General features: G+C 58.6%; 26 protein-coding genes. 13 read left to right on the top strand and 13 right to left on the bottom strand.

The window, feature by feature from the left end; genetic code table 11:
* Positions 1–67 precede the first annotated feature (67 nt).
* A complete protein-coding gene (locus tag AC3Y64_RS16435; protein ID WP_489984494.1) occupies positions 68–664 on the bottom strand; it encodes a LysE family translocator in 597 nt (198 codons plus the stop codon).
* A 55-nt stretch (positions 665–719) separates the two neighbouring features.
* Positions 720–1,556 (bottom strand): AraC family transcriptional regulator, encoded by an 837-nt coding sequence (locus tag AC3Y64_RS16430; RefSeq protein WP_158956384.1) that lies wholly within the window; start codon positions 1,554–1,556, stop codon positions 720–722.
* A gap of 146 nt (positions 1,557–1,702) precedes the next feature.
* On the opposite strand from AC3Y64_RS16430, the gene AC3Y64_RS16425 reads away from it, so the two are divergent.
* The 10 genes from AC3Y64_RS16425 (at position 1,703) to catA (ending at position 10,102) form a co-directional block, all read left to right on the top strand.
* A complete protein-coding gene (locus AC3Y64_RS16425; protein ID WP_489984493.1) occupies positions 1,703–1,978 on the top strand; it encodes a hypothetical protein in 276 nt (91 codons plus the stop codon).
* 333 nt (positions 1,979–2,311) lie between these two features.
* Positions 2,312–2,608: a hypothetical protein gene (locus AC3Y64_RS16420; RefSeq protein WP_489984492.1), complete on the top strand. Its 297-nt coding sequence runs from the start codon at positions 2,312–2,314 to the stop codon at positions 2,606–2,608.
* A gap of 201 nt (positions 2,609–2,809) precedes the next feature.
* Positions 2,810–3,766 (top strand): AraC family transcriptional regulator, encoded by a 957-nt coding sequence (locus tag AC3Y64_RS16415; RefSeq protein WP_489984491.1) that lies wholly within the window; start codon positions 2,810–2,812, stop codon positions 3,764–3,766.
* Positions 3,767–3,907: 141 nt separating this feature from the next.
* Positions 3,908–5,263 (top strand): benzoate 1,2-dioxygenase large subunit, encoded by a 1,356-nt coding sequence (benA, locus tag AC3Y64_RS16410; protein ID WP_489984490.1) that lies wholly within the window; start codon positions 3,908–3,910, stop codon positions 5,261–5,263.
* Positions 5,263–5,751, top strand: coding sequence for a benzoate 1,2-dioxygenase small subunit (benB, locus tag AC3Y64_RS16405; protein ID WP_489984489.1), 489 nt, complete (start codon positions 5,263–5,265; stop codon positions 5,749–5,751). The genes benA and benB overlap by 1 nt, the downstream gene beginning before the upstream one ends.
* 20 nt (positions 5,752–5,771) lie before the next feature.
* Positions 5,772–6,785, top strand: coding sequence for a benzoate 1,2-dioxygenase electron transfer component BenC (gene benC / locus AC3Y64_RS16400; RefSeq protein ID WP_489984488.1), 1,014 nt, complete (start codon positions 5,772–5,774; stop codon positions 6,783–6,785).
* Positions 6,786–6,805: 20 nt separating this feature from the next.
* Positions 6,806–7,567 (top strand): 1,6-dihydroxycyclohexa-2,4-diene-1-carboxylate dehydrogenase, encoded by a 762-nt coding sequence (locus tag AC3Y64_RS16395; RefSeq protein ID WP_489984487.1) that lies wholly within the window; start codon positions 6,806–6,808, stop codon positions 7,565–7,567.
* Between the two features lie 22 nt (positions 7,568–7,589).
* Entirely contained in the window at positions 7,590–8,711 is a 1,122-nt protein-coding gene (locus AC3Y64_RS16390; protein WP_489984486.1) for a muconate cycloisomerase family protein, read from the top strand.
* A gap of 15 nt (positions 8,712–8,726) precedes the next feature.
* A complete protein-coding gene (gene catC / locus AC3Y64_RS16385; RefSeq protein WP_489984485.1) occupies positions 8,727–9,017 on the top strand; it encodes a muconolactone Delta-isomerase in 291 nt (96 codons plus the stop codon).
* Positions 9,018–9,184: 167 nt separating this feature from the next.
* Positions 9,185–10,102 (top strand): catechol 1,2-dioxygenase, encoded by a 918-nt coding sequence (catA, locus tag AC3Y64_RS16380; RefSeq protein ID WP_489984484.1) that lies wholly within the window; start codon positions 9,185–9,187, stop codon positions 10,100–10,102.
* An 85-nt stretch (positions 10,103–10,187) separates the two neighbouring features.
* Here catA and AC3Y64_RS16375 read toward each other — a convergent pair whose 3' ends face one another.
* A complete protein-coding gene (locus AC3Y64_RS16375) occupies positions 10,188–10,601 on the bottom strand; it encodes a cupin domain-containing protein (protein WP_489984483.1) in 414 nt (137 codons plus the stop codon).
* A gap of 41 nt (positions 10,602–10,642) precedes the next feature.
* Positions 10,643–11,395 carry an SDR family oxidoreductase gene (locus AC3Y64_RS16370; protein WP_489984482.1) on the bottom strand — a complete coding sequence of 251 codons (753 nt, stop codon included), beginning with the start codon at positions 11,393–11,395 and terminating at the stop codon, positions 10,643–10,645.
* A gap of 229 nt (positions 11,396–11,624) precedes the next feature.
* Here AC3Y64_RS16370 and AC3Y64_RS16365 point away from each other — a divergent pair, with 229 nt between their 5' ends.
* On the top strand, positions 11,625–13,214 hold the full coding sequence (locus tag AC3Y64_RS16365) for a winged helix-turn-helix domain-containing tetratricopeptide repeat protein (RefSeq protein ID WP_489984481.1): 1,590 nt from the start codon (positions 11,625–11,627) through the stop codon (positions 13,212–13,214).
* A gap of 125 nt (positions 13,215–13,339) precedes the next feature.
* On the opposite strand, the gene AC3Y64_RS16360 is transcribed toward AC3Y64_RS16365, so the two are convergent.
* From AC3Y64_RS16360 to AC3Y64_RS16340, 5 genes are all read right to left on the bottom strand, one after another.
* Complete coding sequence (locus AC3Y64_RS16360; RefSeq protein ID WP_489984480.1) at positions 13,340–15,718, bottom strand: DUF3772 domain-containing protein; 2,379 nt, start codon at positions 15,716–15,718, stop codon at positions 13,340–13,342.
* A 92-nt stretch (positions 15,719–15,810) separates the two neighbouring features.
* Positions 15,811–16,107: an antibiotic biosynthesis monooxygenase family protein gene (locus tag AC3Y64_RS16355; RefSeq protein WP_489984479.1), complete on the bottom strand. Its 297-nt coding sequence runs from the start codon at positions 16,105–16,107 to the stop codon at positions 15,811–15,813.
* A 40-nt stretch (positions 16,108–16,147) separates the two neighbouring features.
* A complete protein-coding gene (locus tag AC3Y64_RS16350) occupies positions 16,148–17,122 on the bottom strand; it encodes a zinc-dependent alcohol dehydrogenase family protein (RefSeq protein ID WP_489984478.1) in 975 nt (324 codons plus the stop codon).
* Positions 17,123–17,183: 61 nt separating this feature from the next.
* A complete protein-coding gene (locus AC3Y64_RS16345) occupies positions 17,184–17,486 on the bottom strand; it encodes an ArsR/SmtB family transcription factor (protein WP_122595564.1) in 303 nt (100 codons plus the stop codon).
* An 87-nt stretch (positions 17,487–17,573) separates the two neighbouring features.
* Positions 17,574–18,032, bottom strand: a complete 459-nt coding sequence (locus AC3Y64_RS16340; protein WP_489984477.1) for a metallophosphoesterase family protein — start codon at positions 18,030–18,032, stop codon at positions 17,574–17,576.
* A gap of 123 nt (positions 18,033–18,155) precedes the next feature.
* Here AC3Y64_RS16340 and AC3Y64_RS16335 point away from each other — a divergent pair, with 123 nt between their 5' ends.
* Positions 18,156–18,509: a hypothetical protein gene (locus AC3Y64_RS16335; protein ID WP_489984476.1), complete on the top strand. Its 354-nt coding sequence runs from the start codon at positions 18,156–18,158 to the stop codon at positions 18,507–18,509.
* Between the two features lie 157 nt (positions 18,510–18,666).
* The gene (locus AC3Y64_RS16330) at positions 18,667–18,930 is read left to right on the top strand and encodes a hypothetical protein (RefSeq protein ID WP_489984475.1); all 264 of its coding nucleotides are present in this window, start codon (positions 18,667–18,669) and stop codon (positions 18,928–18,930) included.
* A gap of 50 nt (positions 18,931–18,980) precedes the next feature.
* On the opposite strand, the gene AC3Y64_RS16325 is transcribed toward AC3Y64_RS16330, so the two are convergent.
* From AC3Y64_RS16325 to AC3Y64_RS16310, 4 genes are all read right to left on the bottom strand, one after another.
* Positions 18,981–19,541 carry a fasciclin domain-containing protein gene (locus AC3Y64_RS16325; protein WP_489984474.1) on the bottom strand — a complete coding sequence of 187 codons (561 nt, stop codon included), beginning with the start codon at positions 19,539–19,541 and terminating at the stop codon, positions 18,981–18,983.
* Between the two features lie 252 nt (positions 19,542–19,793).
* Positions 19,794–20,312, bottom strand: coding sequence for a hypothetical protein (locus AC3Y64_RS16320; protein ID WP_489984473.1), 519 nt, complete (start codon positions 20,310–20,312; stop codon positions 19,794–19,796).
* A 109-nt stretch (positions 20,313–20,421) separates the two neighbouring features.
* Entirely contained in the window at positions 20,422–22,167 is a 1,746-nt protein-coding gene (locus tag AC3Y64_RS16315) for a CHAT domain-containing protein (RefSeq protein WP_489984472.1), read from the bottom strand.
* 621 nt (positions 22,168–22,788) lie between these two features.
* Positions 22,789–23,972, bottom strand: a protein-coding gene (locus AC3Y64_RS16310) for an IS3 family transposase (protein ID WP_489984471.1) whose coding sequence is annotated in 2 segments (ribosomal slippage) — positions 22,789–23,708 and positions 23,708–23,972 — 1,185 coding nt in all. Because the reading frame shifts where the segments join, the coding sequence is not laid out codon by codon here.
* Positions 23,973–24,000: the final 28 nt, after the last annotated feature.

Genomic DNA, 24,000 nt, shown 5'->3' with positions numbered 1-24,000 from the left:
TTTTGATCTGTCTTTTTAAAAACAACATCAAAAGATCGCAGCCTGCGGCAGCTCCTACAGGGGATATTCAGGCGAGGATGGTGAGCCATGCCGACAGCAGCAGTAACAGCGCCAGGACTGCGTTCATGCGCTTGAACGCTTGCGGTGAGCCGATCAATCGCCTGCTGCCCACGCCCAGCAGCGCCCAGAGTGTCATGCACGGCAACGACACCAGCAGAAACGCCAACGACAACACCAACAGTCGCAGCGTCTTGTCGCCGCCGCCGACAAACACACTGACCACTGCCATGGCCATCATCCACACCTTGGGATTGACCAGTTGCAGCGTTGCCGCGCCGAGCACGCTCAAACCTTGTTCTTGCTGGTCTGTCGGGTTCAATGATGGCGGGGAACTGCGAAAGATCTGCCAAGCCAGCCAACTCAACCAGAACACGCCGACCCACGCCATCGCTTGCTGCACACGAGGGAAACGCAGCAGTGTTTCGCCGGCACCGAGGCCCACCACCAGCACGATGAGCGCCGCCGCTGCGCAGGCACCAAAAATGATCGGCAGCGTGGCCAGCAAGCCTTGGCGTGAACTGTGGCTCAACACCAGAATATTGGTCGGCCCGGGAGTGATGGACGCAACGAACGCAAACAGCAGGAAGGGCAGTAATGACGCCATGGTGCAGATTCCCTGAAAGTGAAAACAGGGGGCCATGATTACTCGGCGGTGCGCGTCAGTCTGGAAGGTTTGAGCAGCGCTTGCGGTAGTCCGCTGGTGTCAGTTGGTAGGCGCGGCGGAACCAGCGGCCCAAGTGACTCTGATCGGCAAAACCCAGCACGCTGGCGACCTGCGCCGGTGTTTCACCGCGTGCCAGCAATTGCCGTGCCTTGGCCAAGCGTAGCTGGATCAGGTACGCGTGTGGTGCCAGGCCAAAGGCTGTCTTGAAGGCACGGCTCAGACGAAAACGATCCACCCCGCAAACCCGCGCCAGGTCATCGAGGCCGATGTCTTCATAGGTGTGTGCGTGCAGGTAGTCCCGCGCCACTTGAGCCACCATCGGCAGGCGCGGATCAAAATCCTGACGCTTGCGCCAAGCGAGATGGCCTGTGAGCGAGCCCAGCAGGCCATCGATGGCGGTTTGGCGAACGATGCGCAAGTCGCCGTCATGCAGTGCGTGGAAGGCTTGATGAATGGCTGTCGCCAGACGCGGGTCCTGGCTCAGAGTGTCGGCAAAACCGGGCTGGCTGTCGGACGGCGCGTCTTCGAACAGCGCGTGCATTTCGCGTTCCAGCCAATGCGGATCGAGGTACAGCATCGAATAGGTAAAGCCGTCCTCGGTCGGCGCATGGCCATCGTGAATCTCTCCCGGTTCCAGCAAGATCGCCTGGCCCGGCGTACTGCGATGGCGCACGCGGCGGCAATTGAACTGCTGAACGCCTTGCTCGGTGACCCCAACGAGAAAGCTGTCATGCCAGTGCGGGTCGTAGGCATGCCCTTCGAAGTGAGCACGAATCGATTCAATCCCGGTGTCGACATCCTGGGACAGATCGATCCAGTTGCGTTTATCCACGGAAGGCTCCAGGGCTCGGCTTTGAACAATGCGGCCTCATAAAATACCGCGCAATGCAGCTGGACGTTTAGAAGATTTGTGCAGAAAGGCGAGTGCAAACGGCTAGACTCAACGGCACACGACCCTTTAGCGACAGGTGCAACGCGATGATCGACCGACGCTCGCTATGGGTTCTGCCTACCCTGATCGTCCTCAGCCTGACGCTGATCGCAGGCTGCTCGAACCGCAAGCATTATCCACCGTCCGGCGTCGGCGACAGCTGTTACGCCAAAGCCTTGCCGACCGTTGGCGAGGGAGGTCTGGCGTGGGGCTCCAGCCTGAACATGGCGCGGCAGAAATCGATGAATAACTGCATCCGCTACGCCGGCCGTTCAGGCGGCACGCCGAATACCTGTCAGGTGGTGTTGGCCAAGTGCAAATAGCGTTTCATTGGCTTGAGTGCGTTGGTTGTGTGCATCTGGAACACCGATTTACAGGCAAAAAAAAACCGCCTTTGCGGGGCGGTTCTTTTGTAAACCTCGGTTTGCGGCCGGGGTTTGGTGCTTCACTAGCCGAACTGACGTGGTGGGATAGTAAAAGCCTTTGCTTCACGTTGCAACGGTGTTTTGGCCTTTCATCGGCGCCTGTAGGTAGTCATCCCGAGGGTGTAACTATTGACTGCATCAATAACAACCATTAACTCAATGAAGTTCTCATATCAGTACCACGGCGTAAGATCGGCTCCATTCCCAACCACGCAATCGGAGCACATCACCATGAAACGCCAAGTCCTTCTCGGTATCGCTTTCTCGATCTTCGCACTGAATGCTTTTGCCGCCACCGAAACCGATCCTTTGTTCAGCGACGCCGTCGCCGCCACCGAAACCGATCCATTGTTCAGCGATGCCGTCGCCGCTACTGAAACCGATCCATTGTTCAGCGACGCCGTTGCCGCTACTGAAACCGATCCTCTATTCAGCGACGCTGTTGCCTCTGATGGTTCGGATCATCTGCAAGGCAATCGGGTCGCAGAAGGTGGCGCAGATCGTCTGATCGAACACCGTGCAGTCTGAATGCACGCGCTTACCGCAGTCGCCACCGAAAAGCCCGGCCAGATCAGCCGGGCTTTTCGCGTAAGGAAGCACGGCACACTGGTAAAAGTGTTCGATTACCGGATGCCCGGTTCGTCGTCCGATTGCCCGCATCAGAACCGGGGCGTACTGTGACCGGTGAAGCTGTGAAACCATAATAATGACAAGATCGAGCACCGCCCCATGGACAGCCATCTGCTGAGTGATCGCAGCAGCGTGTTTCGTCACGCTGACCCTTACGCCGTCTCCGACTACGTCAACCAGCACGTCGGCCAGCACTTCATCGGCCTGTCCAAAACCGCCCACCCGCAAGCCAGTCTCAATCACCGCAAACTTGCCGATCTCGATCTCGCACGCATCAGTTATGGCGGCAGTGTTCGCGTGACATCGCTGGCGCTGGAAACCGTTTACCACCTGCAAGTCCTGCTGCAAGGCAATTGCCTGTGGCGCGGGCACAAACACGAGCAACATCTGGTGCCGGGCGAACTGTTGCTGATCAACCCGGACGATCCGGTCGATCTGACCTACTCGGACGATTGCGAAAAATTCATCCTCAAGGTGCCGGTCAGCGTGCTCGAAACAGTGTGCGACGAGCAGCGCTGGATACGCCCGGCGAGTGGTATTCGATTCCTGCGCAATCACTATCAGTTGAATGAGCTGGAAGGCTTCACCAACCTGCTGGCAATGATCTGCCAGGAAGCCGAGGCCAGCGATCCATTGTTGCGGGTGCAGGAACATTACGCGCAGATCATCGGCAGCAAACTGATTTCGCTGATGAACACCAACGTCAGCCGTGAATGCCTGAGCTCACCCAACATCAGTTTTGAACGCATCCTCGATTACATCGAACACAACCTGAAACGCGACTTGCCCGCCGAACATCTGGCCGCGCAAGCCAGCATGAGCCCGCGTTCGCTGTACACCTTGTTCGAACGCCAACTGGGCGTCACGCCGATGCAGTACATCCGCCAGCGCAAGCTCGAACGCATCCACGCCTGCCTCAGCGACCCGAGTTGCCCGGTGCGCAATCTGACTGAACTGGCGCTGGATTACGGCTTCCTGCACCTGGGTCGTTTCTCCGAAAGCTATCGCCAACAGTTCGGCGAACTGCCGTCACAGACCTTCAAGCGCCGCCACTGATGCCTCCCTTCGAAACACGCTGAATCATCTGTCGCGCCGTCCTGCACAAAACGGATAGCAGTCTGCAGGATTCGGCTATTGCCCCGCGCATCGCCTCCCTAATCTGACCTGGCCTGAACAATAACAATGGAGGCCCCGGCCATGTCCCTGGGAATCGACTACCTCAATGCCATGCTTGAAGAAGACAAGGAGAAGGGCGCCTACCGCTGCAAGCGGGAGATGTTCACCGATCCGCGTCTGTTCGAACTGGAGATGGCGCACATCTTCGAGGGCAACTGGATTTACCTCGCCCACGAAAGCCAGATCCCCAACAACAATGATTTTATGACCACCACCATGGGGCGCCAGCCGATTTTCATCGCGCGCAACAAGGACGGTGTGCTCAACGCGTTCCTCAATGCCTGCAGCCATCGCGGCGCCATGCTCTGCCGACACAAGTCCGGCAACCGCTCCAGCTACACGTGCCCGTTCCACGGCTGGACGTTCAACAACAGCGGCAAACTGCTCAAAGTCAAAGATCCCAGCGAGGCGGGTTACCCGCAAGGCTTCAACTGCGAAGGCTCCCATGATCTGACCAAAGTGGCGCGTTTCGAGTCCTATCGCGGCTTTCTGTTCGGCAGCCTGAACGCCGAGGTGAAATCCCTCGCGGAGCATTTGGGCGAGTCGGCAAAAATCATCGACATGATCGTCGACCAGTCGCCAGAAGGCCTGGAAGTGCTGCGCGGTTCCAGCTCCTATATCTACGAAGGCAACTGGAAGCTCACCGCCGAAAATGGCGCCGACGGTTACCACGTCAGCTCCGTGCACTGGAACTACGCAGCGACTCAAAACCAGCGCCAGCAACGCGAAGCGGGTGAAGCGATCAAGACCATGAGCGCTGGCAGTTGGGCGAAGAAAGGTGGCGGTTTTTACTCCTTCGATCACGGCCATCTGCTGCTCTGGACGCGTTGGGCCAACCCTGAAGACCGTCCAGCCTACGAGCGTCGTGACGAACTGGCGCGGGATTTCGGCCAGGCCCGCGCCGACTGGATGATCGAAAACTCGCGCAACCTGTGCTTGTACCCGAACGTGTATCTGATGGATCAGTTCAGTTCGCAGATCCGTATCGCCCGGCCGATCTCGGTCGACAAGACGGAAATCACCATCTACTGCATCGCCCCCAAAGGCGAGAGCGCCGAAGCCCGCGCCAAACGCATTCGGCAGTACGAAGATTTCTTCAACGTCAGCGGCATGGCCACGCCGGATGATCTGGAGGAATTCCGTTCCTGCCAGACCGGTTACGGCGGCGGACGCGGCTGGAACGACATGTCCCGAGGCGCCACCCACTGGGTCGAAGGCGCCGATGCCGCAGCCGAAGAAATCGACCTCAAACCGCTACTCTCCGGCATGCGCACCGAAGACGAAGGCTTGTTCGTCCTGCAACACAAGTACTGGCAGGAAACCATGCTCAAAGCCGCTGCCACCGAATCACAACTGATTCCCGTGGAGGCCGTGTGATGAGCAACCTCTACGACAGCGTGCGTGATTTTCTCTTCCGCGAGGCGCGTTATCTCGATGACGGTCAGTGGGATCAATGGCTGGAGCTGTACGCCGCCGACGCGACTTTCTGGATGCCGGCCTGGGACGATAACGACACGCTCACCGAAGACCCGCAAAGCGAAATCTCGCTGATCTGGTACGGCAACCGTGGCGGCCTCGAAGACCGTATTTTCCGGATCAAGACCGAGCGCTCCAGCGCGACCATTCCCGACACCCGCACCTCGCACAACCTGAGCAACATCGAGATCGTCGAGCAGGGCGAAGGGCAATGCCAGGTGCGTTTCAACTGGCACACCCTGAGCTTCCGCTACCAGGTCACCGACAGCTACTTCGGCAGCAGTTTCTACACCCTCGACCTGCGCGGCGAGCAGCCGCTGATCAAGGCCAAGAAAGTCGTGCTGAAAAACGATTACGTCCGTCAGGTCATCGACATCTACCACATCTAGTCGACACGGCGAGGTGCACCATGAATTTCCAGATCGCACTGAATTTTGAAGACGGCGTCACCCGTTTCATCGAGGCTGGCAGCCATGAAACCGTTGCCGACGCGGCGTATCGCCAAGGCATCAACATCCCGCTGGACTGCCGCGACGGCGCCTGCGGCACCTGCAAATGTTTCGCCGAAGCCGGGCGTTACGACATGGGCGACAACTTCATCGAAGACGCCTTGAGCCCGGACGAACTCGCGCAAGGTTTTGTGCTGACTTGCCAGATGCGTGCCGAAAGCGATTGCGTGGTGCGAGTGCCGGCAGGTTCGCAGGTCTGCAAGACCGAACAGGCGAATTTCCAGGCCGCGATCAGCGATGTCCGGCAATTGTCCGAGAGCACCATCGCGCTGTCGATCAAGGGCGAGGCGCTGAGCAAACTGGCGTTTCTGCCGGGGCAATACGTCAACCTGCAAGTGCCGGGCAGCGAGCAGAGTCGCGCTTACTCCTTCAGCTCGTTGCAAAAGGATGGCGAGGTCAGTTTTCTGATTCGCAATGTGCCCGGCGGCTTGATGAGCAGCTTCCTCACCGGGCTGGCCAAGGCTGGCGACAGCATGAACCTGGCCGGGCCGTTGGGCAGTTTCTACCTGCGCGAAATCAAGCGGCCGCTGCTGTTGCTGGCCGGCGGCACGGGCCTGGCACCGTTCACCGCGATGCTGGAAAAGATCGCCGAGCAGGGCAGCGATCATCCCGTGCATTTGATCTATGGCGTGACCAACGATTTCGATCTGGTCGAACTTGATCGCCTCGAAGCCTTCGCCGCCCGCATTCCGAACTTCAGTTTCGGTGCCTGCGTGGCCAACCCGCAGAGCGCGCACCCGCTCAAGGGCTACGTCACCCAGCACATCGAACCGCGCCACCTCAATGAAGGCGATGTCGACGTATACCTCTGCGGCCCGCCGCCGATGGTCGAGGCGGTCAGCCAATACATTCGTGAGCAGGGCATCACCCCAGCGAATTTCTATTACGAAAGATTTGCCGCTGCGGCTGCCTGAATCCTTTCTGCGAGGTTGTCATGAGCAACAGATTCTCCAACAAAGTCGCGCTGGTCACCGGCGCGGCGCAAGGCATCGGCCGCCGCGTCTGCGAGCGCCTGCTCAGCGAAGGCGCGCAAGTGGTCGCCGTTGACCGTTCCGAACTGGTTCACGAGCTGCACGGCGAAGGTGTTCTGGCATTGACGGCTGACCTCGAACAGTACGCCGAGTGCGCCCGCGTCATGGCCGAGGCGATCAACACCTTCGGCCGTCTCGACATCCTGATCAACAACGTCGGTGGCACGATCTGGGCCAAGCCGTTCGAACACTACGAAGTCGAGCAGATCGAGGCTGAAGTACGCCGCTCGCTGTTCCCGACCTTGTGGTGCTGCCATGCCGCGTTGCCGTACATGCTCAAGCAAGGTCGCGGCGCCATCGTCAACGTTTCATCGATTGCCACCCGCAGCGTCAATCGCGTGCCGTACGGCGCGGCCAAGGGCGGCATCAACGCACTCACCGCGTGCCTGGCCTTCGAAAACGCCGAGCGCGGCATTCGTGTCAACGCCACGGCTCCCGGCGGCACTGAAGCGCCGCCTCGACGCATCCCGCGCAACGCCGGCGAACAGTCAGCGCAGGAGCGGGCCTGGTATCAGGAAATCGTCGCGCAAACCCTCGATAGCAGCTTGATGAAACGCTACGGCAGCCTCGACGAACAGGTCGGCGCGATCCTCTTTCTCGCCTCCGACGACGCCTCCTACATCACCGGCGTGACCTTGCCGGTCGGTGGCGGCGATCTCGGTTGAGCACTTCTGAAGGGATACTCAAATGCAGCGAATTCTGATTGAAAACCTGACGACGATCATCGTCGACCTGCCGACCATCCGCCCGCACAAACTGGCGATGCACACCATGCAAAAGCAGACGCTGGTGATCCTGCGGCTGCGCTGCAGCGATGGCGTCGAGGGCATCGGCGAAGCCACCACCATTGGCGGTCTCGCTTACGGTTACGAAAGCCCGGAAAGCATCAAGGCCAACATCGACGCGCATCTGGCCCCGGCGCTGGTGGGCATGGCCGCTGACAACATCAACGCCGCCATGCAGCGACTCGACAAGATCGCCAAGGGCAACACCTTCGCCAAGTCGGCTATCGAAAGTGCGCTGCTCGATGCCCAAGGCAAACGCCTCGGTCTGCCGGTCAGCGAACTGTTGGGCGGGCGCGTCCGTGACAGCCTGGAAGTCGCTTGGACGCTGGCCAGCGGCGACACCGCCCGCGACATCGCCGAGGCCGAACAGATGCTTGAAGCGCGGCGTCATCGCATCTTCAAACTGAAGATCGGTGCCAACCCGCTGGAACAGGATCTCAAACACGTCGTGGCGATCAAAAAGGCCCTCGGCGAGCGCGCCAGTGTGCGGGTCGACGTCAACCAGTATTGGGACGAGTCCCAGGCGATTCGTGGCTGTCAGGTCCTGGGTGAAAACGGCATCGACCTGATTGAGCAGCCGATTTCCCGGGTCAATCGCTCCGGGCAGATTCGCCTGAACCAGCGCAGCCCGGCACCGATCGTGGCCGACGAATCGATCGAAAGTGTCGAGGACGCCTTCAGCCTCGCGGCGGACGGTGCGGCCAGCGTGTTCGCCCTGAAAATCGGCAAAAACGGCGGCCCCCGCGCCGTGCTCAGAACCGCGCAGATCGCCGAAGCCGCCGGCATCGCGCTGTACGGCGGCACCATGCTCGAGGGCTCCATCGGCACGCTGGCCTCGGCCCACGCCTTCCTCACGCTCAAGCAACTGACCTGGGACACCGAGCTGTTCGGGCCGTTGCTGCTGACCGAAGACATCGTCACCGCGAGGCCCGAATACCGCGATTTCCACCTGCACATCCCAGCCACACCGGGCCTTGGCCTGACCCTGGATGAACAACGTCTGGCGCGTTTTCGCCGCCACTGAATCAGGAGAGCCAGCATGCTGTTCCACGTAAAAATGACCGTGAAATTGCCCGTCGACATGGACCCGGCCGTCGCCACCCGACTCAAGGCGGACGAAAAAGAACTGGCGCAACGCCTGCAGCGCGAAGGGCAGTGGCGGCATTTATGGCGTATCGCCGGGCACTACGCCAATTACAGCGTGTTCGATGTGCCAAGCGTCGAGGCGCTGCACGACACGCTGATGCAATTGCCGTTGTTTCCGTACATGGACATCGAGATCGATGGCCTCTGCCGACATCCGTCGTCGATCAACAGCGACGATCGCTGAAGTCACCGCTGAACCTTGTGGGAGCTGGCTTGCCAGCGATAGCGATCGATCAACTGGCAACAATGTTGGATGACACACCAGCAATCGCTGGCAAGCCAGCTCCCACAGGGAAATATTCCTGGATTCAAGAACTGCACCAACAAAACAACAAGATGAGGTAAGCCACCATGACCGTGAAAATTGCCCACACCCCCGAACTGCAAAAGTTCTTCAAAGAAGCCGCCGGTTTTGCCAATGACGACGGTAGTTCGCGCCTGAAGAACATCGTCCTGCGCATTTTGCAGGACACTGCGACCATCATCGAAGACCTCGACATCAGCGAAGACGAGTTCTGGAAAGCCGTCGACTATCTCAATCGCCTGGGCGGTCGCTCAGAGGCCGGGTTGCTGGTCGCCGGCCTTGGTATCGAACACTTTCTCGACCTGTTGCAAGACGCCAAGGATGCGCAAATCGGCTTGACCGGCGGCACGCCGCGTACCATCGAAGGGCCGTTGTACGTCGCCGGTGCGCCGCTGGTGGAGGGCGAGTGCCGGATGGATGACGGCAGCGAGGAGGGCGTCGCGACGCTGATGTTTCTCGAAGGCCAGGTGTTCGATCTTCACGGCCAACCGCTGCCAGGCGCCACGGTTGATCTATGGCACGCCAACACCAAAGGCACTTACTCGTTCTTCGACCCGAGCCAGTCCGAGTACAACTTGCGTCGACGCATCATCACCGACGCCGAAGGCCGCTACCGCGCGCGCAGCATCGTGCCATCCGGTTACGGCTGCGACCCGCAAGGCCCGACCCAGGAATGCCTGAACCTGCTCGGCCGCCATGGCCAACGCCCGGCTCACGTGCACTTTTTCATCAGTGCGCCTGGGCATCGGCACCTGACAACGCAGATCAATCTGTCGGGCGATCAATACCTGTGGGATGACTTTGCCTATGCGACCCGTGAAGGGCTGGTGGGGGAAGTGGTGTTCAACGAGGACGACGTCTCTGGGCGACATGCCGAACTGAAGTTCGACTTCCAGCTGCAACCGACGCCGGATGCCAGCGCCGAACAACGCAGCCAACGGCCACGTGCGTTGCAAGACGCTTGATACCGAATCGTCTGTGCCCCCAGTCCTCTCTTTCGAGAGAGGACTGGGGGCAGGGGAGATCAGACCGAAGGTAATGCGAAAAGGCTTACTTTTTCAGCGGGGTGACCAGCGCCGTTTCATCGCTGTCGAGAACAAACACCGCCAACAGCTTGGCCGGTTGGCTGTCACTGGCGTTGGCGCTGACCAAGTGCACGGAACCCGGCTCCTCGACGAAGTTTTCACCGACGTGGTAGACCTTTTCCGGCTCGCCTTTGACCTTGATGCGGAACGAACCCTCTAGGACCGTGGCGTAAATGAACGCGGTTTTCGGATGGGTGTGGGAGGGCGATGCCGCGCCCGGCCCGTACTCGACGACGACCCCGCGCATGCTCTTGCCGGGAATGTTGGGAATCGGGCGGTCGAACACCACTGTCACTTTGCCGGCGGGTGGCTCGGCAGCGGCAACGGCGCTGATCGACAGTACTGCGAAAACGGCGGCCAACAGATGTCGGGTGATCATGGCAAAACTCCTTGTCAGACAGGATAGGAATGGCGGAAAGGTCAGCGCGTTGTGGATTGGGCAATCCAGTCTTCGAAGCGGATGGCACCCAGTCGCGCCTGCCGGTCGGTGACCAGCGATTGATCGTCGAGCAGCGTGCCGTAGTAGCGCGCGTGCACGTCCGGGACGACATTGCGCTTGTCCTGCGTCGCCAGCAGATACCGTCTGGCCAATTCGTCGAGGGGAATCCATTCAGGTCCGCCGACGTCAACCGTGGCGTTGTGTGGCGCGGCGAGAACCACGTCGGCCAATGCGGCGACCACATCATCGGAGGCAATAGGTTGAATCAGCGCGGGCGGCACCCGCAACTCGTCACCGACGGCGAAGGACTGGGCAATGCCGCCGACAAATTCGAAAAACTGCGTGGCGCGCAGGATCGAGTAAGGCAGGCCGGAAGCTTTGATCAGGTTTTCCTGAGCGACTTTGGCGCGCATATAGCCTGACTCGGGCAAGCGTTCACAGCCGACAATCGACAGCGCGACGTGATGGCCAACACCCGCGGCTTTCTCGGCCGCCAGCAGATTGCGGCTCGACGTTTCGAAGAAGTCGAGAACGGCTTGATCTTCCCAGGACGGTGAGTTGGCCACGTCGACGACAACGTCGGTGCCGTCCATTGCGGCTGCCAGACCTTCGCGGGTGATGCTGTTGACGCCGCTGCTGGGGCTGGCAGCGAGCACATCGTGCCCACGCTGGCGAAGGATGTTCACGAGTTTCGAACCGATGAGGCCGGAGCCTCCGATAACAACGATCTTCATGGCTTTCTCTCCTGGGCGACGGCAACCATTGGCGTCGATGGATGAAGCATGCGGCTGCGGGCGGCGGCAGTCCTTGCCGGATCATTGGATTTGCCTTGTCGCAGCCTTGGAATGTTGTCCAACGCGTTCGCTATAGCGCGTTCCCGCCCGGCGTATTATCGTTCCCGATCAATCACCATCCGCCGCCCGGGATCCGGAGCTGAAGGCGCTGCGCCAGGGGACGTCCACTGTGCAATTCACGTTTGAGGACTATGTACTCGATCAGGACCGTCGCGAACTGACCTTGCGCGGGCAGGTCGTGGCTATCGGCCCGCAGGTGTTCGATCTGTTGCTGTTGTTTGTCAGCAACCCCGAGCGGGTGCTCAGCAAGGACGAATTGCTCACGGCCGTGTGGAGTGGCCGTATCGTTTCCGAGTCGACCATCACCAGCCACATCAATGCGGTGCGCAAAGCCATCGGTGACACCGGCGAAGAGCAGCGTTTGTTGCGAACGGTCGCGCGCAAGGGCTACCGCTTTGTGGGTTCGATCAACCTCGACAGGCCCGAGCCAGCGCCGCAACCCGAGACTGATCAGCGCTCAAGCATTGCCGCCGCGCCGATCTCATCCAGTGCGCTAAGCCTGCCCGACAAGCCTTCGATTACCGTGCTGCCGTTCCACAATCTGAGCGGCGATCCGGAGCAGGAATATTTTGCCGATGGTGTGGTGGAAGACATCATTTCTGCGCTGTCACGGCTGCGCTGGCTGTTCGTGATCGCGCGTAACTCAAGCTTCACCTTCAAGGGCCGAGACGTTGATGCCCAAGGTGTGGGGCGGGAACTGGGCGTCCGTTATGTGCTTGAGGGCAGCGTGCGCAAGTCCGGGAACCGCGTGCGCATCACCGGGCAATTGATCGACGCCACCAGCGGCGCGCATATCTGGGCGGAGCGCTTCGAAGGCTCGCTCGACGACCTTTTCACGCTGCAGGATCAGATCACTGAAAGTGTCGTGGGCGCCATCGCGCCGCAGCTGGAACGGGCGGAAATCGAGCGCGCCAAGCGCAAGCCGCCGGAAAACCTGGACGCCTACGATCACTACCTGCGCGCCATGGCCAAGTTGCACAGCGGCAGTCGCGAAGCGATCGAACAGGCGCTGCCGATGTTCTACAAAACCATCGAGCTCGATCCGGAGTTCGCTTCGGCTTACGGCATGGCTGCCTGGTGCCATTTCTGGCGCAAGCTCAATGGCTGGATGGTCGATCGGCCGGCGGAAATCGCCGAGGGCATTCGGCTGGCGCGTCTGGCGGTCACGTTGGGCCGTGATGATGCCGTGGCATTGACCCGTGGCGGGCATGCGCTGGCCCATCTGGCCGGTGACATCGATGGCGGCATCGCGCTGCTGGATCGGGCCCGGCTGCTCAATCCCAATCTCGCTCCCGCCTGGTTTCTCGGCGGTATCCTGCGGGCCTTGCGCGGTGAAAACGAAGCTGCGATCAAGGACCTGAATCACGCCGTGCGCCTGAGCCCGCTGGACCCGGAAATGTTCCGGATGCAAATCGGCATGGCCATCGCGCATTTTTTCGCCGGGGACTTCGACGCAACGGTCGAGTTCTCCGAAAAAGCCTTGGGCAACCTGCCGAGCCTGCTGATATCGGCGGCCTTGGTGGCGGCCAGCCATGCCCTCAGCGGCCGCATGGAAAAAGCCGGGTTGGCGATGGCACGCTTGCAGGCATTGAATCCAGACTTGCGGCTGAGCAACCTCAAGGACTGGATGCCGATCCAGCGCCCGGAAGATCTGGCTCGTCTGGTTGAAGGCTTGCGGCTGGCAGGCTTGCCGGAGTAAGCGCCCCGGCTGGCTCGTACAAGTGGCTTCGAGTTACGGCGCAGGCTGTGTTCGCAGCGCATATCTGTGGGAGTCTGGCTTGCCAGCGATGGCGGCATTCCAGACACCAGAATCATTGAATACCGCTACGCACTCGCCGGTTTCGCCAAGGCAATCCCCGCGGCTCCCAGCCGTTTGAGAATCTCGAACAACAGATCACTCTTGGTCACCCCGACAATCCTCGGGCTGGCGACGTAACCGGTCACCGTCAGGGTAATCCCGTCTGGCGACAACTTGCTGAAGCGCACGAACGGCGCCGGTTTTTCGAGGATGGTTTCGTTCTCGCGGTAGGTATTGAGCAGCAGATCCTTCACGTTCTCGGGATCGATATCCAGCGGGAACATCAACTCCAGCGTCGCCACGCCCTGAGCGCTGCCACCCAGCGTGACGTTGCGCAAGTTCTGCGAGATCAGTTGCGAGTTGGGCACGATGACAATCGAACGGTCGCTGAGCTGAATCTCCGTGGCGCGCACGTTGATCCGGCGGATGTCGCCTTCGACGCCGCTGATGCTGATCAAATCGCCAACCTTCACCGGCCGTTCGGTCAACAGAATCAGACCCGAGACGAAGTTCTTCACGATCTCCTGCAAACCGAAACCAATCCCCACCGACAACGCACTGACGATCCACGCCAGATTGGTCCACTGCACGCCCAGCGACGACAGGGTCAGCAGAATCACAAAGGCGTAACCGATATTGGAAAACAGCGTGCTCAGCGACGCACACATGCCCGGATCCATGTCGGTCTTGGGCAGGAACTCGTTGTCCAGCCAGCGGCGTAGCGCGCGGATCAACCAGATGCCGATCATCAACGCCAGCACCGCGTTGAGCAGGTGCGCCGGGACGATATTGAACTTGCGCAACCCGGCACCGCCGAGGATCGCCATGATGTTGCTCGCCAATTGCCCGAGCGTGGTGCCGATGCCACCCACGAACAGCGCGATTACCGCCAGCAGCAACAGGGCCGCGCGGCTGAAACCGGAGAGCAATATCGAAATCTGATCGAGGCGCCGATCACCGATGCCGAGCAACTGCTTGAGGGCCTTGCCGCTCGCATGCTTGGGCGAAAAGGCGTACTCGCAGCCGTCCTTGATCACCTGAATCAGCAGGTAAAAACCCGTCAGCACGATGTACGCCCAGACCACTTCATAGGTGATGAAACGGGCCAGCGACACGTAACCGGTGAGCAGCGCAATCGTCGAAACGAACATCGCAATAGTCGCGATGGTGTACATCACGCCGGCAAACGTACTGTTGGCTTGCGCGTCATTGGCGGCGACCAGGGCCTTGCGCACTTTGCCGACGCGCAACAGCAGCGTCACGACAATCACCATGACTGCAATCGACGTGACTCCGCGCCCGGCGAGCACGATCTGGCTGCTCATGCCGGTGGCATTGCACACCTGCACCAACGTCACCAGCACCAGTAATGTGCCGGAAAGAATCCGCGGAAAGCGCTTCAGCGCTTGCGCCACCTGATCATGAATCGCCGGCAGCCGCCACGACGGATGATTGATCGACAACAACGCCCGGCTAAGCCCGGTGATCAACACGCAGGCGTAGACAGCCTTTTCGAACTCCTCGGAAAACGTCGACAGCACCGGCGTCAGCGGCGCGTGACGGGTGAGGGCGTAAAACAGCAAATGCAGGGCGAGGGCGGTGGTCGCGATCGTTGCGAGCGCCGAAGCAAAGGCCAGCGCACTGCGACGCAAACGTCCCTCGGGCACCCGATGGATGCAAATCCAGGTCAGCCCGCGCTCGGCCAGCCGCCGTCCGAATGTCCAGACCAGCAACGCCACCACCAGCAGCACCACGGTGAAAAAATATCGCCCCGGCGCCCACACCGTGGCCCAGGTTTGCTCCACTTGCTCGACGAAAAAACTGAAGCGTTGACGATCATCCAGCGAAGGCCGAACCAGCGGTGCCCAGAAATGCGGGTCCAGCACACTGAGCGTGCCCAGTGTCAGCTCACTCTCCAGCAGCGTGCGCCGAATGCCAGCGATCTGGGTGATCAGATCCGCCGCGCTCTGCTTCAACGCCGCGAGACTCTTCAGCGTCCCATCAACCTTGTTCTTCTGCTCCGTCAGCGCTGCCCGCTGCGCGACGATATCCGCCTGCTCGGCGGCGATATCCGTATCCGGCGCCGCGCCCAACACACCCAGCTGCACGGTCAACTGCGCCTGCTGCGGCAACAACGCAGCCGATAACTTATCGACATCCAGAATGAACGCCTGCACTCGATCCTGCGGGCCTTCGAGCTGGTTGTAATTGTTCGCCGACGATATTTGCTGTTTGAGCCCGTCGAGGCGTTGTTGCAGGGCCTGAAGTTCGTTTTGCGAAATCACCGGGAGCGGCGCGGCAGCGCTCGCGACAGGCGCCGGCAGATCGGCTGCCCACAGTGATGGACTGCCGATCATGCACAGCAGAAGTGCAACGCAAACCAACGATGTGAGTAGATGGCGCATGGATGGGACAGGCTCGGATTGATCACACAATCTAAGAGGTTAGGTGATCAGGCCGTACAGGGCGGAAAAGTTTCGGGGACGGTGCTGTCTGGTCAGGTAAAAGTGCCTCCTGCCACATGGTAAACCGTGGGTTCTGCAGAAAAACAAGCCTCCAAACCCAGCATGAACAGGCGATGGTCTTCGCTCGCTTCGAAGCCTGGCGTGTGGTCCTCGAGGGATTGCCATTTTACGATCAGGTTGAATACGTCAGGGGTTTCGATCCCTTGCGCCAGTACGTGGCCCAAGTAGCCCTTTGCTCGGGTGAGCAAAGGGGCGACCTCGGCAAACGCTGTTCGGAACGTTTCGAGGTGTTCCTGGCGAATGGGAAGTTGAGCGATTTCATAAATCATGGCGTGCCTCTTCAGCGGTTCAAGCGGTTGGACATTTTGATCAGGCGATGATCGATGGCATGACAGCGATAGCGATTTTTCCTTGGACACCGTTGTTGGGTGTCTCAAGTCGGGTATGGGCGAGCGGGATGTCGGCCAGTGAATAAACGGCGCCAACGTGTGGGCGCAATTGGCCGCGCTCGACCAGCGCGCTCATTTCATCAAGCTTGCCGCGATTCTGGCGAGTGAATACAAAGTGAATACTGGCGTTCTTGCCCCAGGCCTGAACCAGGTTTTGCGGTTGGGCGATGTCGACAATCGTCACCACGCGACCCAGTTGCGCCAGCGCATCCGGGCTGCGCGACAGGGTGTTGCCGCCGATGGTGTCGAACACCACATCCACCCCTTGGCCGGCCGTTTCCCGCAGGATGGCGTCCACGTAATCGTCTTTTTCGTAATCGATGATGACGTCGGCACCCATGCTCCGTGCGAAATCGGTATTGGCTTCACGCACTGTAGTGAACACTTTCGCGCCGATTGCTTTCGCCAGTTGGATCGCTACATGACCGACGCCCCCCGCACCGCCGTGTATCAGGATGCTTTCGCCCACTTTGAGTACCGCGCGTGTGACCAGTGCTTCCCACGCCGTACCGCCAACCAGCGTCAGGCTGGCGGCCTCAAGATGGCTCAGCGAGGACGGCTTTTTGCCGATGATGCTTTCGCTGGCGACGTGGTACTCGGCGTAACTGCCGGGGCCGTCGAAGATCTGCGGGGTGTACCAGGCCTCATCGCCCACTGCGAAGGCCGTCACCCCGGGCCCGACGGCTTCGACAACGCCAGATACGTCGTGGCCGGTAATGCTCGGCAGTGTCACCAGGTCAGGATAATCCCCACGGCGGATCTGATAATCCAATGGATTGATGGAGGTCGCGTGTACCTGAACCAAAACCTGTCCCGCTCCTGGCAGCGGTTTGGGCACGTCACGGAGCTCGAACGATTCAGGGCCGCCAAACGATTTAAGAGTCATGGCTTTCATGGTGTTACCTCGTATCGATAAAAAGGGATATCGAGATATCTCGATATCGTGCGGTAAAAAATTACAGCTCTTTTCCTATGATCTCGGCCAGAACACTAATGGTTGCTTCATTGCGCTTGTAGTAGGTCCACTGACCGATACGCCGGACTTCGACCAACCCCACCCGTTGCAGCGTCGCCAGATAACCAGACACGGTGGACTGCGACAGACCGATGCCTTCTTGAATACTGCTCACGCAGACGCCCACCTCATGCACATCCCCTTCATCTTGCGCAGGGAAGTTCTTAGCGGGGTCCTTCAACCCCTTCAGGATCTGAAGGCGTGTCGGGTTCGAGAGGGCTTTGAAGATTTCGAGTAGGTCCATGGGGTCGAGGATATCGAGATTTACCGATATGTCAATGCGTAAGTTTGTGCGTGCCGGACCGCGCTCAGAAAACACCGAATTAACACGTCAGGGCAGGAGGTGGATCAGTTGTGGTTGCAGAGCATCAGCGTCCACGTCGAGCAAGGCCAGAGTGACCGGCAGTTTGAACCGCCGGCGCCCGGCGCTGCCCGGGTTCAGGTAAAGCTGATCGCCACGCCATTCGATCAAGGGCTTGTGGGAATGGCCGGTGATGATCAGTCGGGTCGGGCTGTCGAGGAGGGCGGGGACGTCGGCGATGTCGTGGATCAGCAGGGTGGGCCAGCCGTTGAGGTCGAGGGTGAGGTGGTCGGGGAGATCTTTTGCCCAAGGCAGACCCAGATCATTGTTGCCGCGCACGGCGTGGACCGGAGCGATTTGCGCCAATTCGGTGAGAATCTCGGCGCTGCCGATATCGCCAGCGTGGAGGATGAGTTCAACGCCCTGAATCGCGACCAGCGCCTCGGGGCGGAGGAGGCCGTGGGTGTCGGAGATGATGGCGGTTTTCATGGGGAGAGATTAGCAGGGTTGTTCTAGATGGATGCATTCGCCCCGTGGGCATCAACCTTGGTGAGAGGCGCCACCGGTATACTGTTCGCTCAGAAACCTCCGATGTCTGCCAAGGAACCTGCAATGCCTGCCGGAAAACGTGAACTGGCGCGACTGGAACGCCTGCTGATCACCACACTGACCGAAGCGTGCGAAACCGCAAAAAGTGAAATCCAAGGTTTTACCTGGCTCACCCACACCGGTGACCTGAACGCAGCGGCAGAAACCCTGAAAATAACCTGGGTGTTCGAAACCCTGGCCGACAGAAAGCTCGCCCAACTTGAGGCGAAAGCGCGAATCTTTGAGCTGACGGCCACCGCGCTGAATGAAGCCGGTATCGAGCTGAAACTGACCGATCACAATGTCCGCTTCGACTCTGAGCAGGAGTGCCAGAGCAGCCATGGTGGCGATTGGCAGAAGCGTTTGGCCAAGGGCTAGGTGTGGGCATTCGGCGGAAAAATGCTCGAAGTGAGTCATTCATCCAAGAAGTCAAAACGCAGCAAAACAATTTGAACCGCTCTTGGGCACGCTCACCTAATGATTAGCCCATGGATAATTCCACAGGCGATCTGCCAATACCGGCATGCTCCGAGAGGTGGTCAACGTGGCTAAAGACGATAAGAAAAGCAAAGGTGAAACTTCCAAAGCCAGCAAAGAGTTGAAGGACAAAAAGTCATCACCGACGAAGAAGGCTGCGGCCGCTTCGACTCTTTCGAAATCCTCCGATAAGGATAAGAAAGACAAGAAAAAAGACGCCGAACCGAAGAAGTCTGCCAAGAAGGCTGATAGCAAGCCTGAAAAGGCCAAGAAGTCAGACAAATCAGAGAAAGCAGAAAAACCGGCGAAAAAGAAAAAGTAACTTCGCTGTCTGCCAGGGCATTACGCCCTGGCTACTTCTGGCCGTTAAAATCAATTCGGCATCAGCACCGTATCGATAACATGAATCACGCCGTTGGATTGCATGACGTCAGCGATGCTAATGGCTGCCTTACCTCCTTTGGCATCCACCAGCCACAACTTTCCCTCGTGCAGCATGATGGTCAGTGATTCTCCCTGGACGGTTTTCAGCATAACTTTGCCATCGTGCATTTTGGCGTCAGCCATCAACTGCTTGGCGGTATGAGTTCCCGGGACGACGTGGTAAGTCAGGATCTTTGTCAGGCCTGCCTTGTGTTCCGGTTTGACCAACGTATCGACAGTCCCGGCGGGCAGTTTGGCGAAGGCCTCATTGGTGGGGGCGAAGACGGTAAACGGTCCTTTACCGTTGAGGGTATCGACAAGCCCGGCAGCCTTTACCGCAGCGACGAGCGTCGTGTGATCCTTGGAATTGACTGCGTTCTCGACAATGGTCTTGGTCGGATACATGGCGGCGCCACCGACCATCACGTTATCGGCGGCGAAACCGAGTCCAGCGCCAAGGCTCAGCACTGTCAGGCAGGTAATCGCGATGCGTTTGAAGAAAGTGTGCATGGTGTGTCTCCTGGATTCTTCGACCCTTCAAGTGAGGGTATTGAATTTACGGAGCAGAGGCGGGAATGGATGCAGGTTTGGGGAAATGTTTTTATGGGAGCGCCGTTTTTGGGCCGAAGCGGGCGTTTGTGGGCGGCTGCTTTCGGCCAGAAGCGGACCTTCGATGCGAACAAGGATGGAGACGACCTCTCGCTCTCTATTTCAGGACGCAGCAACACAGCATGCCTTCCCGCAAGCAAATTAACGGATCGTTTACTCGGGAATTCCGGTCACTGTATGCACTACGCGCATTGCACAAGGCGGTCGAGCCCCTTCCGGGTCGAGCTGTTCGCATTTCTTCAGCAGCGGATACGCATCGGCAAATTTCATAGCCGCCACCTGTTCGGCGTGCTGCTGCGAAACAAAGCAGCGCTCGAACCGGAAGGCGGCATATACCTCGGGCAGCAGTGCCGGATAATCGTAAACCTCGTCGACGATACTCTTTAGCATCTGGGACATCTGCCCGTTGGCCGCGGGGGAAATTTTGGTGAGCAGATCATCCTTGGCGACGCCCGCTTGCCTGGCCTCAATAGCTTGCTTCGATGCACCGATGGATGCCTGCATTCCCTGCGGAAACGGACAATCAGACGCCGCCAATGCCGAGGTCGACGCCATGCAACTCAGTAAAGTGAAAACAGCGGCCATCCTTGCCATGGAATTTCCTCGTTTGTAGTAAGCGTTGTCGAAATAAGGTGAGGATTCTAACCGATGCCAGTTGATGATGCGCTCCATTGACCTGGTCAGCTCCGGGTCGATGGTTGCCGGTCGTAGTTGACTGCTTTCGACCCTTTGCGGACATTCAGATAGAAGCCCTAGCCATGTAGGTATAGGCGCCACTGGGCTACGACCAGATCTGGCAGGGATCTCCATAGAGATTCATCGCCAAGGCTCGAGAAGGATCACCACTAATCTCTCTGTTGGCATCGTGGCAGGCCTGAATCGCGGTCTTGCCTGACTTCCAGTGCTTTAGGAACTTTGGCGCCCAGCTGGCTGCGACCATTGCTTCCATCGGCCAAGGCGAGGCGATGACTGTCGAGCACCCATTAGAAAGAAGCTCCTTTGCCAAACCGCTCGTAGTGTTAGCATCCGGCACCTTATCCGAGCGGCCACCGCTGCATACAAACAACACCGCAACACGTGAGTCGCGAACAGCTGTCGCGACCGCATCAGCAGGAACCTTTAGCGACCCCTCGTCATTTAAGGTATGGAAGTAATTGCCTTCGGGGGAGACCTGTCCATGTGCCGCTATAATTACTAAGTCCGAGCCCGCAAGTGTTGCGGGCGGATGGTTGCTTGTATCCAGTGCCACTCCGTATTCCTGAAACTCCCCCTCCAGATAAGCGAGTAGAACGTTGAGGGTCTGGGTCGGATCACCTGCATTGGATATCCAGGCGTTCAGTCGCGGCTCGTCAGCAGGGCGACGGCTGAACGATTCTGCGAGCCAAGCCATGGAAGGTGCGGCACCAACAGGTTGAGACGCTCCGAAAAAACCATTGCTGGTCCATAGCAGATTGCTCGGCATCGAGCGTAGCTCTGACTCCATTACGACCAGGGTCGCGCTCGCCGGGAGTGTCTGCCATTTGCACTCGGCCAGGGACTGATGCATTGCATGCTCCTTTTCCCAGCTTTGCGTTCCAACGTCTTTGCAGTAGTCATAGGGGTACAACTTCGACCAGCTCTTGAAGCTGTCGTAGCTGAACTCCTTCTCTTCCACGAAAGTGAACTGGCCTCCCTTATATCTGAGGGATAATAGCTGACCGAGGCTGTCGAACGCGGCCAGCACCAAGGCTATCCCGCGTTCACTCAGATGTTCAGCTACCGCCACAATCTGCGAAAGGGACCTAAACCCGGAAGGGGGGCTTGGGTGTCTCGTCCATCCCGGAGCGGCGACGCCTCTGTCGGCTAGAAGCTCAAACGGCAGCAAGAGTTCGGCAGGCTCTATGCTATTGCGTTCAAGAGTCAGCAACGTTCTCGCGGCGACGGTCAACTGCGTTGAGTCATATGCGGCATCGTTGGCGAATTTTGCGGGTTCTACTGATGCGTACTGCGTCCAAAGGTCGCGAATAGGGTTCTCGCCATCCATTAAGGTCTGGACGAACGGCTTTGATGAGAAGGTGTGGCCAGCGAGTACCTTCATCGTCTGAGCTGCGCTTGCCGGGACCTCAACGTTGAAAGTCCTGGAAATATTCATGAGCTGGCCAAGCAGAGCCATGGCTTGGACACCGTCCTCACCGCGATCAAGCGCCTCTTGACCGGCTTCGGCGGTACGTAGGAGCAGATCCGGGATCTCGCCAGCTCGGGCTGGAAGATCGCGGAGAACCATTTCAAGTTCGATAGTAAATCTGATATGAAGCTGCTCATGTCGATGCTTGTCATAGCTTCCGCGGGTCTGCAGGGCCTTGTTGGATATCTCCAGAGCTTTCAAGGCATGGTCGAGCAATCCAGACTCCCTAAGCAGCCGTACCCAAAGATTGATCTCATTGAAGCTAGTCAACGGTGTCTGCCCAATATTGGGACCCGCTATAGCACACGCAAAAGCAACCAAACTGGTGCGACGGTCCTGAAGGCGGCTGTAGACATCGGCCATGCTGAACCACGCGGCCTGGGCCCGAGATCGTGAATCACCGCATTGAGAAAGCTGCTCTTCGCAGAGGTCTCTGGCCTGCTGCGCGTACCCAGCGTTACCTAGTCGCGTCATTGCTACCCGGAACAATACAGTAGTGAAATCAGGCGAAGATGTATGGGGCGCAATACCGCATCCAAGAAGTAGCCAGTGCTTCAAGCTCTCTACGTCCTGGCGTGATTCAAGTGCAACGGCCCCCGAACTCATCATCTCGCAGATGGTTGCTATACAGACGTTCGGGTCGATTGAGATCAGCTCGCGTGGAAGTGTAGTTTTGCCGGGGATGCATGGCTCACGATCCTTAAGCCACTGCGTGCAAATTTCCGGGATTCTGCTCTCTGATAGAGCTTTCATCGAACTAGACGCCGGATATATGTCTGGTCCGAGGATGAGTCCTCCTTCTTCGATAAGATCGAAGACAATTTTTAAGAGGAGCGGAATTCCCGTGTCGCCACTACGATCTACCGACAGCAACTCTATCAGGCGCTGTCGAACGAAGCCATGCTGCGGTCGGACAGCCAGGTACCCAACGATCTCCTTGATGATTCTCGCAACCTTGTCCTCAACCAACGAGAAGTGCAGTGGTCAACTAATTCCGGACACCTCGATAGGTGGTTTTGACGCCATCGCCCGCTCATAGACGGTCGGTGGCAGATATCCCAGTTTCGAGTGAAGCCGTTCGTTGTTGTAATACCCAACGATGTACTCGGTGATGTCGCGGATCGCTTCGGTATGATTGGCATAGTCACGTCGCCATACCCGCTCCATTTTCAAGCTCAGGAAGAAGCGTTCCATCACCGCATTGTCCCAGCAATTACCTTTACGGCTCATGCTCTGCTGCATGTCGTTTCTTGCCAGTAAATCTCTGTAAGTTGCACTCGCGTATTGGCTGCCACGATCCGAGTGGGCAATCAGGCCTGGCGGCGGTTGGCGCTGTGCGATGGCCAGTTGCATCGCAGTGCACACCAGCTCTGCCGGCATGTTCGGAGCCATCGACCAGCCCACGATCTTGCGTGAAAACAAGTCCAACACCACGGCCAGATACAGCCAGCCACTGCGGGTGCGGATGTAGGTGATGTCTGCCACCCAAGCCTTGTTTGGCGCCGCCGGATCAAATTTTCGGCTCAGTACATTTTCGGCAATCGGCAGATCATGATTGCTATCGGTCGTGTGCACAAACTTGCGCTTCCAAGCCGAACGTAGCCCATTGGCACGCATCAAACGGCGGATTTTATACAGTCCAACAGACAGGCCTTTGCCGCGCAAAGCGTCGCGCAAGGGCCGGCTGCCGTAGCAGCCACCACTCTCGGCAAAAGACGCCTTGAGTTGCACAACGACAGGACAACTCTGCCGGACGGGCGCATCAGCACGCTTTTGCGACTCATAGAAGCCCGAGCGACTGATGCTCAGTAACCGACAGACATGTGTCACTGAATAGGCCTTCTGTTGCAGCTGCCGAACCAGTCGATACCTTACTTCAGCTCGCGGGCAAAGAAGGCCGTAGCCTTTTTTAAGATGTCGTTATCCATCTTGAGCTGGCGATTTTCCTGTTCCAATTGCCGGATGCGCTGTTGCTCTGCCGTCAATGGCTTGCCGATTCCGGCCTGCCCCAGTTGCTCTGCCTCGTACTGTTGAACCCAGCGTCGAACGGCTGTCTCACCAATGTTCAGATCTTGGCAAACCTGCATAACGGTTAGCCCCTGATCCTTGATCATCTTCACGACTTGCAGCTTGAAGCTGTCGTCGAATGCTCTGCGTTTTTTGGTCATGAATAACTCCTCGATAGATGTATTTTCC

The sequence above is a fragment of the Pseudomonas sp. 4CAES_32.4 genome, assembly GCF_058136335.1.
This window is presented reverse-complemented; position numbering and strand designations above follow the sequence as displayed.

Bases quoted from the DNA above. Each gene is read 5' to 3' on its own strand.
- AC3Y64_RS16340 (WP_489984477.1), bottom strand. From the start codon at position 18,032: ATGAAAACCGCCATCATCTCCGACACCCACGGCCTCCTCCGCCCCGAG.
- AC3Y64_RS16355 (WP_489984479.1), bottom strand. From the start codon at position 16,107: ATGATTTATGAAATCGCTCAACTTCCCATTCGCCAGGAACACCTCGAA.
- catC (WP_489984485.1), top strand. From the start codon at position 8,727: ATGCTGTTCCACGTAAAAATGACCGTGAAATTGCCCGTCGACATGGAC.
- AC3Y64_RS16415 (WP_489984491.1), top strand. From the start codon at position 2,810: ATGGACAGCCATCTGCTGAGTGATCGCAGCAGCGTGTTTCGTCACGCT.
- AC3Y64_RS16370 (WP_489984482.1), bottom strand. From the start codon at position 11,395: ATGAAGATCGTTGTTATCGGAGGCTCCGGCCTCATCGGTTCGAAACTC.
- AC3Y64_RS16395 (WP_489984487.1), top strand. From the start codon at position 6,806: ATGAGCAACAGATTCTCCAACAAAGTCGCGCTGGTCACCGGCGCGGCG.
- AC3Y64_RS16335 (WP_489984476.1), top strand. From the start codon at position 18,156: ATGCCTGCCGGAAAACGTGAACTGGCGCGACTGGAACGCCTGCTGATC.
- AC3Y64_RS16420 (WP_489984492.1), top strand. From the start codon at position 2,312: ATGAAACGCCAAGTCCTTCTCGGTATCGCTTTCTCGATCTTCGCACTG.
- AC3Y64_RS16325 (WP_489984474.1), bottom strand. From the start codon at position 19,541: ATGCACACTTTCTTCAAACGCATCGCGATTACCTGCCTGACAGTGCTG.
- catA (WP_489984484.1), top strand. From the start codon at position 9,185: ATGACCGTGAAAATTGCCCACACCCCCGAACTGCAAAAGTTCTTCAAA.
- AC3Y64_RS16345 (WP_122595564.1), bottom strand. From the start codon at position 17,486: ATGGACCTACTCGAAATCTTCAAAGCCCTCTCGAACCCGACACGCCTT.
- AC3Y64_RS16320 (WP_489984473.1), bottom strand. From the start codon at position 20,312: ATGGAGCGCATCATCAACTGGCATCGGTTAGAATCCTCACCTTATTTC.
- AC3Y64_RS16375 (WP_489984483.1), bottom strand. From the start codon at position 10,601: ATGATCACCCGACATCTGTTGGCCGCCGTTTTCGCAGTACTGTCGATC.
- benC (WP_489984488.1), top strand. From the start codon at position 5,772: ATGAATTTCCAGATCGCACTGAATTTTGAAGACGGCGTCACCCGTTTC.
- AC3Y64_RS16435 (WP_489984494.1), bottom strand. From the start codon at position 664: ATGGCGTCATTACTGCCCTTCCTGCTGTTTGCGTTCGTTGCGTCCATC.
- AC3Y64_RS16315 (WP_489984472.1), bottom strand. From the start codon at position 22,167: ATGGCCGATGTCTACAGCCGCCTTCAGGACCGTCGCACCAGTTTGGTT.
- AC3Y64_RS16390 (WP_489984486.1), top strand. From the start codon at position 7,590: ATGCAGCGAATTCTGATTGAAAACCTGACGACGATCATCGTCGACCTG.
- benB (WP_489984489.1), top strand. From the start codon at position 5,263: ATGAGCAACCTCTACGACAGCGTGCGTGATTTTCTCTTCCGCGAGGCG.
- AC3Y64_RS16350 (WP_489984478.1), bottom strand. From the start codon at position 17,122: ATGAAAGCCATGACTCTTAAATCGTTTGGCGGCCCTGAATCGTTCGAG.
- AC3Y64_RS16360 (WP_489984480.1), bottom strand. From the start codon at position 15,718: ATGCGCCATCTACTCACATCGTTGGTTTGCGTTGCACTTCTGCTGTGC.
- benA (WP_489984490.1), top strand. From the start codon at position 3,908: ATGTCCCTGGGAATCGACTACCTCAATGCCATGCTTGAAGAAGACAAG.
- AC3Y64_RS16425 (WP_489984493.1), top strand. From the start codon at position 1,703: ATGATCGACCGACGCTCGCTATGGGTTCTGCCTACCCTGATCGTCCTC.